The 12,340-nt window shown below is 42.9% G+C and carries 11 protein-coding genes; 10 read left to right on the top strand and 1 reads right to left on the bottom strand.

Going from position 1 to position 12,340, the window contains the following annotated elements; genetic code table 11:
- Positions 1 to 229: 229 nt before the first annotated feature.
- From P8O70_06010 to ispH, 7 genes are all read left to right on the top strand, one after another.
- The gene (locus P8O70_06010; protein MDG2196431.1) at positions 230 to 961 is read left to right on the top strand and encodes a DUF4115 domain-containing protein; all 732 of its coding nucleotides are present in this window, start codon (positions 230 to 232) and stop codon (positions 959 to 961) included.
- A gap of 192 nt (positions 962 to 1,153) precedes the next feature.
- Positions 1,154 to 1,492, top strand: coding sequence for a P-II family nitrogen regulator (locus P8O70_06005; protein ID MDG2196430.1), 339 nt, complete (start codon positions 1,154 to 1,156; stop codon positions 1,490 to 1,492).
- A 17-nt stretch (positions 1,493 to 1,509) separates the two neighbouring features.
- Entirely contained in the window at positions 1,510 to 3,783 is a 2,274-nt protein-coding gene (ptsP, locus tag P8O70_06000) for a phosphoenolpyruvate--protein phosphotransferase (GenBank protein MDG2196429.1), read from the top strand.
- 5 nt (positions 3,784 to 3,788) lie between these two features.
- Positions 3,789 to 4,835 (top strand): DNA polymerase III subunit delta, encoded by a 1,047-nt coding sequence (holA, locus tag P8O70_05995; GenBank protein ID MDG2196428.1) that lies wholly within the window; start codon positions 3,789 to 3,791, stop codon positions 4,833 to 4,835.
- A gap of 77 nt (positions 4,836 to 4,912) precedes the next feature.
- The gene (locus tag P8O70_05990) at positions 4,913 to 5,692 is read left to right on the top strand and encodes a glycosyltransferase family 2 protein (protein MDG2196427.1); all 780 of its coding nucleotides are present in this window, start codon (positions 4,913 to 4,915) and stop codon (positions 5,690 to 5,692) included.
- A gap of 32 nt (positions 5,693 to 5,724) precedes the next feature.
- Positions 5,725 to 8,463 (top strand): DNA polymerase I, encoded by a 2,739-nt coding sequence (gene polA, locus P8O70_05985; GenBank protein MDG2196426.1) that lies wholly within the window; start codon positions 5,725 to 5,727, stop codon positions 8,461 to 8,463.
- 60 nt (positions 8,464 to 8,523) lie between these two features.
- On the top strand, positions 8,524 to 9,468 hold the full coding sequence (ispH, locus tag P8O70_05980; protein MDG2196425.1) for a 4-hydroxy-3-methylbut-2-enyl diphosphate reductase: 945 nt from the start codon (positions 8,524 to 8,526) through the stop codon (positions 9,466 to 9,468).
- Here the strand turns inward: ispH and P8O70_05975 are convergent.
- Entirely contained in the window at positions 9,431 to 9,982 is a 552-nt protein-coding gene (locus tag P8O70_05975; protein MDG2196424.1) for a non-canonical purine NTP pyrophosphatase, read from the bottom strand. The two genes, ispH and P8O70_05975, sit on opposite strands and share 38 nt — an antisense overlap.
- A 29-nt stretch (positions 9,983 to 10,011) precedes the next feature.
- On the opposite strand from P8O70_05975, the gene P8O70_05970 reads away from it, so the two are divergent.
- From P8O70_05970 to P8O70_05960, 3 genes are all read left to right on the top strand, one after another.
- Positions 10,012 to 10,578: a hypothetical protein gene (locus P8O70_05970; GenBank protein ID MDG2196423.1), complete on the top strand. Its 567-nt coding sequence runs from the start codon at positions 10,012 to 10,014 to the stop codon at positions 10,576 to 10,578.
- Entirely contained in the window at positions 10,575 to 11,087 is a 513-nt protein-coding gene (locus tag P8O70_05965) for a HEAT repeat domain-containing protein (protein MDG2196422.1), read from the top strand. The genes P8O70_05970 and P8O70_05965 overlap by 4 nt, the downstream gene beginning before the upstream one ends.
- A 6-nt stretch (positions 11,088 to 11,093) precedes the next feature.
- On the top strand, positions 11,094 to 12,340 hold a 1,247-nt coding region (locus tag P8O70_05960; GenBank protein ID MDG2196421.1), incomplete at its 3' end, for a hypothetical protein.

Genomic DNA, 12,340 nt, shown 5'->3' with positions numbered 1-12,340 from the left:
CTCCTCAGAAAATATCTCCAATCAACAGCAATTAGGCCAGCTTCTCCGAAATCACCGAATTTCTCAAGAATGGTCTCTGGAAGATGTATCCAGTCAAACGCGATTAGACGTACTTGTTCTTCGGCATTTGGAAGAAGGAAATCTGGAAGCCCCACCAGGCAAGGTTTTCATGAGAGGTTTTTTGAGAATTTATCTTCAGTTTTTACAGATGCCCCCATCAGAATTAGAGTTGTTCAAAGAAGTTATTGAGCAAAGACCTACATCTGAAGAAAAAATTACGCCTGTTCATTTGGATCCCTTAGAAAGCAAACAAAAGAGTATTAATCTTCGCAAATGGATCTCTGGGTTGGGATTGGGTGCTGCGCTTTTACTGATTTGGCAACTGAATTCTTGGGATTCAGTTGAGAGTATTGAAAATATCACTGAAACTACTGTCTCTGATAAAGAAAACTCCATTTCTAGAAACAAGGACGAGCAGAAGGATGCACCACAAACTGAAGCAACTACTCGTGTGACAAGTGAGGGCATCACTGAATCAAAAGTTGATGAAAATCTTTCTGATGAACAGGGAAAGAGATCTGGAGATGAGACTAGCCAAAATGAAATGATTAATATCACGATGGAACAAGGTGTTGAAACTGAAGAAATCAAACCAACTATTCAGGCAGAATCATCAGCTAATTATTTAGCTCCCACAGAAAATCGTTCCATTTCTCCAATCCTTGAATTGCGAGCAGAGGAATCTGTTTGGATAGCTGTCCAATCTGATAAGGATCAACCTTCCCTTCATTATCTGAAGGCTGGCGAATTTCTAAGTTGGGAAACAGCTAAAGAATTTTATACCCTTTCCATTGGTAATACTGAGGTAGTACAAATCAGGCTGGATGAAAAACAATATCCACTGCCTGAAAACGAAGGATTGTTGTTAGATTGGAAAATAAAGCTAAACAAAACAGAATAAGTCGAAAAAAATAAGATGAGATCTTCAAGAATTTGAGCATCCTGTCTAAATTTTAGGCAAGATCCTATACTTATTCTTCCCTGTCACCCCTGATCAATGCTGAGAATTAATGCACTGGCACAAGCGTTGAAGAAAGGTTAAGGATCAAAGTCCGGGGAGGGTAATTGCTAAGTTCAATAATAGGAGTAGGCGATGAAAAAGATTGAAGCGATCATTAAGCCTTTTAAGCTTGATGAAGTGAAAGATGGCTTAGCTGCGATCGGGATCAAAGGTCTCACCGTTTCAGAAATTAAGGGTTTTGGGAGACAAAAGGGCCACACAGAGCTTTACCGTGGGGCAGAATACGAGATTGATTTTCTACCGAAAATCAAGGTAGAAGTTGCAGTGTCAGACGAAAATTTTGAACAAGTTCTCCATGTGATCCAAGACAAAGCCAAGACGGGAAAAATCGGGGACGGGAAAATTTTTGTTTATGAATTGAACAAGGTACTTCGCATTCGAACCGGTGAGGTTGATGAGAATGCATTATGATTTCAATTTAGTATGCAATGAATCAGATCCAACTATCCCAGGACGCTGCCTTACAAATTTTGGCTGACGTCAGCCAAATCATCACTACTTCCCATAACGCAGACGAAACACTTCAACAAACTGCCAAAATGATCGCGGAGCGCATGAGGGTCGATGCCTGCGCGATCTACGCCTACGATGCACGAGAAAATCAACTACGGCTAAAGTCCACAATCGGCTTAGTCCCAGAGGCTGTCGATGCCGTTACCATGAGACCTGATGAAGGACTCACCGGTCTTGTGCTGCAGGAATCTCGTCCTCTACAAGTACTCGAGATGCATCAACATCCTCGATTCAAGTTATTCCCGAATATTGGTGAGGGAGTCTACCAGTCTTTTCTGGGAGTCCCACTTCTGATCTACCGCCGTGCCATCGGTGTACTTACGGTTCATACCTTCAAACGTCGAAGTTTTTCAGAAAACGAAGAACGTTTGATGACAACCATTGCCTCCCAAATTGCGGGCCTTGTCTCCAAGGCTTTGTTGATTAAGGAATTGGATAGCAGCACCTTAGTTGATTTCTCTCACCCAGTGCCTCAAACATATACGCTTCGAGGTCAAGGAGTAGCCGAAGGTGTTGGGTTAGGAAAAGCGCTTGTTCTTGAACAAGGTTCAATGGAAGAGCCAGTACGGACGTCTCCATGGAGCATTCATGAAGAGAACAAAGCTTTTCGTACTGCCCTGGACCAAACAATCAAAGATGTCCTAGGCTTGATTGACCGACTCTCAGGATTAGTGAGTCCTGATGAGGCCGCAATCTTCCATGCCCATATTATGTTTATGGAAGACTCTGTTTTTCAGGAAAAGATTGAAGGGTACATCGGCCAGGGCAATAGTGCGGCATGGGCTATCTACCAAGTCATCCACGAATACCTAATCGCTTTCAGCAACATAGAAGATCCGTATCTGCGAGAGAAAAGCCAGGATCTTAAAGATGTCGGAATTCGGTTGCTACACCACTTGGGTCATAGCTTCGGGGAGATCACAGACAAAGAGGGAATTTTGGTAGCAAAGCAGGTTCTACCAAGTGATATAGCCCGCATCGATAGTACAAAAATTAAAGGGATCATCACTTCTAGCGGTGGGGTTGTATCACATGCTGCTATCCTTGCACGATCCCTTTTGATCCCTGCAATCTGCGTTAGTGAAGCGTATCTTCATGAAATTCATGAGGGAGATATGCTTGCTGTTGATGGAGGAGATGGCTTAATAGTTATTCGACCGAGTGAGGAAACTATTGAGAGTTTCTCCGCACTACTAGTAGCCCAAGATCGCCATCGAAGCCAACTGGAGAGATTTCGAACTCTCCCCTGCTTAACTAAGGACGGAGAGCGTATACACATTTTGGCAAATGTTGCCCTAGAAAGTGAGACTCTACAGCTAAAACACTTTGGAGCTGAGGGCATTGGGTTATACCGTTCTGAAATTTATTTTATATCTTTAGACAGCTACCCCTCCCTTGAAAATCAATGTGAAACTTATCGAAAAATCATTGAAAGGGTACCAAGTGATTTCCCAGTTGTTATTCGAACTCTTGATTTAGGAGCGGACAAAGCTGCGCCCTATATGGGATTTCAAAAAGAGGATAATCCATTTTTAGGCTTTCGAGCAATTCGTAGACAGTTGAAACACCCGGCGGTTCTCAAAACTCAAATAAAGGCGATTCTCCTAGCTTCGGAAGGGTGTGAGAATGTTCGACTGTTGTTCCCAATGATTACAAATCTAAAAGAAGTTAAGGGTGTCAAGGGAATTTATGAGGAATGTCGGCAAGAATTGATTGAAGAGGGATATCATGCACCTCAGCTAAAAATTGGTGTGATGTTTGAGGTACCCGCTGCAATTTTCATTAGCCACAAAATGATGTCAGAAATAGATTTCTGCTCAATTGGCTCAAACGATCTAACACAATATGTATTGGCAGTAGATCGTAATAATTCAAATGTATCAGATATTTATGACCCACTACACCCAGCAGTTCTCCAAATTATTAAACATTTGGCCAAGAATTGTGCAGAGGTGAATATGCCCATAGAGTTATGTGGAGAGATGGCTTCAGACCCTGACGGTAGTGTCATTTTAGTTGGCTTGGGATTACGCCAACTTTCAATGAGCGCATCTTTGATTCCTCTAGTTAAGGAACGGATGTCAATGTTTACTCTCTCTGAGGCAGAAGAGATTGCAGATTTTGCTTTGCATGAAGCTGCATCAGCCATGGAAGTGAGACAGAAAATTTCTCGATTTCATGAGCGATAAACCGTATGAGAGGCGATCCACAGGTATTCTTATTCTATGGTAATCAAAACCTCCTGATAGATGAGCAGGTACTTGAACTCATAAATAAAATCTTACCATGTGACACACGTGATCTTGGTTTTCAGCGCTTCAGTGTTGAAGAAATTTTGAAGGGAAGTGAAAATGAAGGCCAACTTAGCGAGTTAATTCAAAGTCTTGAATCACTTCCTTTCTTAGAAGAAAGCCGAGTGTTGCGTCTAGACAATATTGAAAGGATAAAGAATCCGAGAAGTCAAAGTGACAAAAGCAAGGAAACACGGTTGTTTCATGCTATTCTAAATTTTCTCAACTCACCCTTGGAGAAAATCTGTCTAATCCTTTGTAGTCAGACAATTCGTGAGAATGATTTAAGCAAACCCCTTTTAAATGCTTGTAAGAAAGGTGGCAGGGTTCGTAAGTTTGTAGCCTATGATAACGATCAACCAATTGAATGGACGTGCCAACGTGCATTGAGTAAAGGACTGCAGATTCCTGAAAATGTGGCTATCGAATTAATTCAATTAGTTGGTAACAATCTTAATGATTTGGACCATGAGTTAGAAAAGCTTTACCTCTTATTAGGTGCTGATTCAGTCGTTGATACAAATCAAATTCCTAAGATTGTAAAGGGCCATAAACACTATTCTGTATATGCTCTAAGCGAGAGCGTTTCAAAAAAAGAACTCGCTCAATCTCTAGAATTTCTTGAAACTCATCTCAAAGAAAATCCCAGAGATGGTGTAAAGCTTTTCGGTGTTCTAACTTCTCAGGTCCGCCGACTTCTAATAGTTAAATATTTTTTGAATGAGCGGCTTTCTGAAACAGAAATTTTTTCCAAACTGCGTATCCATCCGTTTCTTGGACGACAACTACTCCAGAACACCAAAGGCTTTACTCTAACCGAACTCGAAAATATTCAAGTGTATCTGGCTGAGATAGATTTGAGCATCAAGTTCCAACAACAGCACGTAAGACCTCTTTTCCAAAACTTACTGGAAAAAATTTGTTTAGGTAATTTCTCTTCAGCTGTCTAGTCTGTCTATCCTAGACAAACCATACGATTCAACAAATTCTATCTCATTTATTCTTTGCCCTCTACATCCAGCCACCAATGCATTTAAGTGTCATCATTATCACTTTAAATGAGGAAAAGAATTTACCCAGGACACTTGAAAGCTTAAGAGAACTTAAACAGTCAAAGCTGGAAATTGAAGTTTTGGTTTTGGATTCAGGTTCAACAGATCGAACTGAGTCTATTGCAAAAGATTCAGGGGCTAAATTTGCTATTCAAAGCTGGCTAGGTTACTCAAAGCAAAAAAACCATGCGCTGACAATCACCTCAGGAGATTGGCTGCTTTTTCTTGATGCTGACGAAGAATTGTCAACAGAGTTGTCAAGAGAAATCAAATTAGTAGTCAGCTCATCAGATCCGTCAAAAGCCTTTGCTTTAAAACGCAAAACTTTCTATCTAGGCCGCCTTTTGAATTATGCATGGTACCCAGATGTTAAAACTCGACTGGTCAATCGCTGTTCTAATCCAGAATGGGTGGGAGAAATTGTTCATGAGGATTTAGTTTTGAAAAATTCTGGGGTTTCAATCTTTACTCTTGAGTCGCCCCTCATCCATTATTCCTACAGAAATATAAACCATCACTTCGAAAAAACTCTGAATTATGCGAAACTTTCAGCAGAAGACTATTCTCGAAGAAACAAGAAATTCCACTACTGGAACCTATTCCTCAATCCGCTTGTTGCATTCATTCGTCTTTATTTTCTGCGACAAGGATTCAGAGATGGTTTTCCGGGACTCATTGCAGGCTTTAGTACATTCTTTTACACCTTCCTAAAATATGCACTTTTGAAGGAGTTAAATTCCGATCGTCACAACTGATTCACACCTCCGCTATTACTGAAGCATAACAGATGTCAGCATCCTCACGCCTCTTCGCCATTGACTCGATGGCACTATTCTACCGTAGTTATTTTGCAATGATTCGGAACCCCTTGATCAATTCAAAAGGTCTCAATACAAGTGGTTTAAGGGGAGTAATTCAGCAAATTCTTAAAATATTAGAGGAAGACAAACCTGAATACTTAGCGGTTGCTTCTGACTCAAGCGAACCAACATTCCGACATCAGAGATTTCCGGCCTATAAAGCGACACGAGAGAAAATGCCAGAAGATTTGGTGGAACAACTGCCTTATCTACCAAGACTGGTTGAAGCCTTACATTTACCCTACCTGATCATACCTGGCTACGAAGCTGATGACATCATCGGCACCTTGATGCATTGGTGCTTCAAGTCGGATTTGGAAGGTGTCATGGTCACCAGTGACAAAGACTACATGCAATTAATCACCGACAAAATCACATTACTCAACCACAACGGTGATCGGGTCGGCAAAGCTGGTGTTTTCAACAAATTTGGGTGTACGCCCAAGCAAGTCATCGAAGTTTTAGGACTAATGGGTGATAGCTCCGATAACATTCCTGGAGTGAAAGGAGTAGGAGAGAAGACAGCTATTAAATTAATTCAAGAATTTGGATCTATTCCTTCAGTCTACGAGAATTTAGCTAACATCAAGAGTGTTTCCCTCCGCACAAAACTGGAGACAGATCGTGAGGCCGCCATTCTTTCGCGGGAATTGGTAACTATTTTCAGAGAAGTACCCTTGAGCATTCAACTCGAGGATTTGAAGCCAAGTGAGATGAAGCTTTCTGATAATGTCGAATTTCATCAAATCCTTGAAGAACTTGAATTCAATACGCTTTTGAAGCGCCTAACGGCAGTTTCTAAATCTAGTCCAGCAAAGCATCTCGAAAAACCAAGCCTACCAACTGATTCCGAACAGGAAAATCCTTCTGCCCTGGAACCCATCGAAGTTGAAACAGACATCATTGGGGAGAATTCCTGGCAGGACTGGCTTTCCTCTGTCTTAATCACACAGGAAAAACCTCTGGCGATGGTTGCTGACGCAACTTTTATTAATCAGCATGATGTCCTATGGATGGGAATAGCCCTAAGCGCCCAGCGCAAACAAGCCATTTACTGGCCATTTGGTGAGACAATTCCAAAGCAACTCAAAGAGCTTCTTGAAGATGCCACTGTCCCAAAAGTAGTTGGTGATCTGAAACAGATGTGTCAACTTTGCCAGAATCAGGGAATATCAGTTCAGGGTATTGTTGGTGATTTGATGATTGCTGCTCATCTGACAGATTCTTTAGAGAAACGATTCGAATTAGATTTCCTTGTTCAGCGGCGTCTTAACAAAAAACTGACTCAACAGCTGCCAAGCAATTCTTCTGCACAGCTTTCGATGCTGGCTGAACCTGATCCAGAACGTAGGGAGTATTTTGGAGAACGTGCATCAGCTACTTTGCAGGTTTGGGAGAGCTTATCGAAGCATTTAAAGCAGAATCAACTCGCAGATTTATTTCAATACCTGGAGTTGCCCCTTGCACACTCTATTGCCGAAATGGAATACGAGGGAATACGAGTAAACACCAAACAATTGTCAGAAATCTCAAAAGAATTTGAACAAAGATTGAACGAATTGAGATCCAAAGTTCAAAGCATTGCAGACCAAGAGTTCAATCTAAACTCTGTGGTTGAACTCCAGGAAGTTCTGTATGCAAAGTTCAAATTACACGAAGCCTGTGGTATCAAACCCAAAAAAATCAAACTTGGCATGGGGCTCTCCACCGATGAAGAAACTTTGGAGAAAATGAGTGAATATCCACTTCCCAGAACCATTCTTGACTACCGTTCTTTAAACAAACTCAAAAACACCTACATCGATCAATTACCGACTTACGTTCACCCAATAACAAAAAGAATTCACTCAACCTTTCACCAAGTTTCGACTGCAACAGGCCGGCTATCGTCAGACAATCCAAATCTACAAAACATTCCAGTTCGAAGTGCCGAAGGTCGCCGCATTCGTAAGGTTTTCTTGCCTTCAAAACCTGGCAATCAACTCCTAGCTGCAGATTATAGCCAAATAGAACTTCGCGTTGCCGCACATTATTCAAAAGACCCTACATTTTTAGATGCCTACAGACATGAAAGAGACATCCACGCATTGACAGCTGCTACAATTTTCCAGGTTAAGCCTGAAGAAGTGACTAGAGAACAGAGATCCAAGGCAAAGGAAGTCAATTTTGGACTAATCTATCGAATGGGCCCAGAGCGACTTTCCATTGTGACCCAAACCCCCAAAGCAGAAGCAAAGCATTTTATTGAAGCATATTTTCAGCGCTACAGCACTATTCACGCTCTGCAGGAACATTTTCTCGAAAAAGCTCGGAAAGAGGGTTATGCGAGTACTCTTCTGGGACGCAGGCGACTGATACCAGACATAAACGGGAAAGGGTTATCAAAGCGTCTTGCAGAGGGCGCAGCAATCAATACTCCAATTCAGGGGAGTGCGGCTGAGATTATTAAGCTTGCGATGATTTCTGTTGAACGAAGACTCCGTTCGGAGGCAATGGATACTCGAATGGTTCTCTCGGTTCACGATGAGTTGGTTTTCGACGTACCTGAGGTAGAAATACAAAAAGCTAGTTCGATCATCAAAGAAGAAATGGAAAATGTCATCGTCTTGGAAGTCCCACTTGTCGTAGAAATCGGTTTGGGTGACAATTGGCTAGAAGCACATTAATCTTCAGGAACTCAGAAATGATAGAATATTTCTCCCTGACCTGTTTACACTTGTGATGCAATGAATGAAGAAAAGCTGGAAATTGTGCTCGCTAGTCCTCGCGGTTTCTGTGCTGGAGTTGATCGCGCCATTCTGATTGTGGAAAAGGCACTCCAAAAGTGGGGGGCGCCTATCTATGTACGCCATGAAATTGTGCACAATCGGCAAGTTGTAGAACGCCTACAAGCTCAAGGTGTGATCTTTGTTGAAGAAATCGAGGACATCCCCAAGGGAGCCCATGCTATCTTCTCTGCACACGGAGTATCCCCATCAGTACGACAACAAGCCCAAGAACAAAGTTTGGAAGTAGTTGACGCCACCTGTCCACTTGTGACTAAGGTACATGGAGAGGCACAGCGTTACCGCCGCAAAGACTTTACTATTCTGCTCATTGGCCATGCGGATCATGTTGAAGTCCAAGGGACAATGGGGGAAGCTCCAGAGCAAATGATCGTCATTGAAACTGTTCAAGATGCTGAAAAAGTTCAACTCCCTGATCCAAATCAAGTCGCCTATTTGACACAGACTACCCTCTCACTTGATGACACCTCTGAGATTATAAAGATCTTAAAGCAACGCTTCCCAAGCATTGAAGGCCCTCCGAAAGACGACATTTGTTATGCAACTCAAAACCGTCAAAATGCCGTCAAGGAGTTGGCTTCTCAGGTAGAGAGAATTCTAGTAGTCGGAGCGTCCAATAGTTCCAACACACTGAGGCTGGTTGAGGTTGCCAAGGCGCAGGGCACGGAAGCTCGCCGGGTCGAGGAGGCGTCTCAGATTGAAAGAGCTGATGTGATGGGGGTGAGGTCTATTGGCATTACAGCTGGTGCTTCAGCTCCCGAGGACGTAGTACAAAGCATCGTTGCAAAGCTTTGTGAGTTAGCTCCTCAACATAGTGTAAGAGAGTTGAAACTTGTTGATGAAAATGTCAATTTTGCATTGCCTGCGCTATTGCGGACTGCTTAAACGCTATTGCTGCCCTTTCTCGCATCGAGAAGCTTTGTTTATCAGTAGAAGTCATCTCGCCAAAAGTTTTTTGACTGCCAATCGGTTGAAAAATTGGATCCCATCCAAATCCATGTTTACCTCTTGGGGCAACAATCTCACCTAACACTTCTCCTTCAAAGCAATGGACTTTTTCTCCATCAGAGGTGAAGGCTAAGACGCAGACTGCACGAGCTCTGTGGTTTTCTCCCTGAGACAATAATTCCACCAATTTTTCTAGGGTGAGGCTCTTTATGAACCACTTGATGAGTGGTCCAGGTAGATTCCCCCACTGCTCAAAATACAGAGAAGTATCTTCGACAAGCAGTGGGGTTGGGCTTAACTGGAAGGCGTTTCTGGCTTTATGAACGACCAATTCTGTAAGATCATCTGTCTGAATCTCCATCAGTTCTAGTGGTTTCATTTGGATGGAAATTTGCAGAATTTCCTCCAACTCACGAGCTTTATTGGAGTTCGAACTCACGAATTGAAGCATGGCTACTCTAGCCGCAAAGAGGGGATGGAATGAAACTGGAGAGAATTTTAGCTATCGCAGGAATCATACTTCTCCTGGTAATTACAATCGCTATCATCAACACCTACACCGATCTGTTCAAGGAAGTCTTTAAGGAAGACAAACCAGCGGCTTCCGTGGAAGAAAAGCCCCTCAATAGTCCAAAACCTAAAGATGGAAATATGGATTTTGGACGAGAAAGTTCAGAGAAAAAGGTATCAGGTGGTAGTGGGGAAAATAAAGAAAAAGATGATGAAGACACACCTGCGATGAAGTTTGTCAAAGAAGTTCACAAGGAGTATCCTGAATTATTAAAAGTGAGGGCAAATTTTGAACAAGGTGGGAAATGCCTTGCATTGCTGCTCATGGATGACCCCACAATCACTGAATGGCGAAGCAATCGAAATCGCCTGGTTCGATCCCTCACTAGCATCCGAGACAAAGCAGGATTTTACAGTGAAAGTACAAAATGCGTTGTCGAAGTGATGGTAGGGGAAAATACCCTGATTCGAGCCGCGCTCCAAGGCGAACAAACAAAAGTAACCCTGTTTAAAGCACCAACGAAAGAGAAATCATGAGGAGTTTTTCAAATTGGCTAGCCTTCAGCATTTGGACGTTCGTATTTGTCTTTCCTGTCCAAGCTGAAGTTTCCTACAGCCAAGTGAAGGAGAGCCTGGAAGGCCGCCACTGGGACCCTCCTAAATTTTACACAACTCTGGGTGAGGAAGAGATTCCTCACTTACTTAGTATTATTCAAGATGATTACCTTCCCAATTATTACCGATTTCGTGCTCTGAGAGTTCTAGAGCATTATCCCACTCCAGAGGTTTCTACTTTTTTGGAATCTTTGCTTCAGCCGACTGCACCACCTCTTCTGCTGCGCCACGGACTGGAAGCCTACGCTTCAGCATTTTCGGCAGATCAACCAAAGGCCGTGCGTGATCTAGCGTGGCAATTTCATGATCACCCTGATCCTGAATTGCGTTTAACTGTTGCGAGAGCAATTCGGACAATCAGTCCTGACGAATTCGATTTTTTGATCCAGCAGGAACCAAAAGATTGGGTCCGTCAAGCTGCCCTGCAATAAGACAACTTGCCGCTGCCCAAAGCCTTCCTCCCTCAGAACCGAACGATCCTTGCCTTAGGATCAACGGGGCTCCTATCCATCTGCTCTCCTACACTCAACTGGAGCGGCACATCTTTTCTAATCTGGGTTTCTTTGGTCCCTCTTGGCCTAGCTCTGTATGGAGCAACTCCTAAGCAAGGAGCATGGCTTGGTGGGTGTTTTGGAACAATTCTCTGGATCAGTCAAACCTGGGGACTTCACACCACGCTGACTTATCAACCAGGTTTACCATGGTGGATCTCAATCATTTTTTGGTTTTTTCTTTGTCTCATTGCTAGCATTCCCTATTTGATTTTCGGGCTACTAATAGCCCGTCTGCACTGGATTGAAAAACCAGCTGGAGCGTTACGAACTGCATTATTGTGGGTTTGCTTGATCGAGTGGATCCCATCTCTTGCTCCCGTTTTTCCTGTCCATGCCCTCGGCCAACAGGCTGCTTGGTTACAGGTTGTTCATTGGGCAGGAACCCCAACCTTGCATTTACTGTTGATCTGGGTCAACTGGCTGATTATACATAGCTTTTTACGATTTAAGCATGACTATCGGAGGATGAGAAATCATCTAATTTTGATCACTTTCATTCCAGTTATCATTTTCAGTTGGGGTAGTTATGAATTACACCGAAGTAAAAAGAGACCCTTCCAAGAATTACAAATTGGCTGGGTTCAACCTAATTTCACCTCGATTCCAGATGAGGAAAATCCCGTTTCAAAAGAACAGCTGCTAAGTCTTTTGAAGCAAAGCAATGAATTGATTCAGACTGACCCAAACATTGAAGCAGTTTTCTGGCCCGAGGTCCCATTTCCACTATCTTGGGTGGATCAGGTGGAGCAAAGGCAACAGATTAGACAGGCAGTTGTAAAGTGGCAGCGTCCTCTTTTCATGGTATCTAGCACAGTTGATGATCCCAAAGTGATTCGGGGGGAGCAATTCGCTTATTACAATGTCGCTCAAATGATTGGCTCAACTGGAATCGTTAGAGCCTCACAAATAAAGCAAAAGTTGGTACCTTTCGGTGAATACCTACCTGGGGAAGAGAGTTTCCCATTCCTAAGAGATTGGCTTCCAAATGCTCGTCGGTACCTACCCGGTAGTGAACTCAACTTGCTTCCGTTGTCAGAAGGAGGTTCCATCTTGGCAGCCATTTGCTATGAAATCGGATTTGAATCAATACTCAAGCAGGCCTTAGAATCTAGGGTTCGTGTTGTATGGAA

The sequence above is a fragment of the SAR324 cluster bacterium genome (assembly GCA_029245725.1).
In the GTDB taxonomy this organism is placed as follows: domain Bacteria; phylum SAR324; class SAR324; order SAR324; family NAC60-12; genus JCVI-SCAAA005.
Note: the sequence above shows the minus strand (reverse complement) of the source record. Positions and strands in the feature narration are given on the sequence as shown.

Excerpts from the sequence above, each read along its gene's own strand:
- holA (MDG2196428.1), top strand. The coding sequence starts at position 3,789 with ATGAGAGGCGATCCACAGGTATTCTTATTCTATGGTAATCAAAACCTC.
- P8O70_05990 (MDG2196427.1), top strand. The coding sequence starts at position 4,913 with ATGCATTTAAGTGTCATCATTATCACTTTAAATGAGGAAAAGAATTTA.
- polA (MDG2196426.1), top strand. The coding sequence starts at position 5,725 with ATGTCAGCATCCTCACGCCTCTTCGCCATTGACTCGATGGCACTATTC.
- P8O70_05965 (MDG2196422.1), top strand. The coding sequence starts at position 10,575 with ATGAGGAGTTTTTCAAATTGGCTAGCCTTCAGCATTTGGACGTTCGTA.
- P8O70_06005 (MDG2196430.1), top strand. The coding sequence starts at position 1,154 with ATGAAAAAGATTGAAGCGATCATTAAGCCTTTTAAGCTTGATGAAGTG.
- P8O70_05970 (MDG2196423.1), top strand. The coding sequence starts at position 10,012 with ATGAAACTGGAGAGAATTTTAGCTATCGCAGGAATCATACTTCTCCTG.
- ptsP (MDG2196429.1), top strand. The coding sequence starts at position 1,510 with ATGAATCAGATCCAACTATCCCAGGACGCTGCCTTACAAATTTTGGCT.
- ispH (MDG2196425.1), top strand. The coding sequence starts at position 8,524 with ATGAATGAAGAAAAGCTGGAAATTGTGCTCGCTAGTCCTCGCGGTTTC.
- P8O70_05975 (MDG2196424.1), bottom strand. The coding sequence starts at position 9,982 with ATGCTTCAATTCGTGAGTTCGAACTCCAATAAAGCTCGTGAGTTGGAG.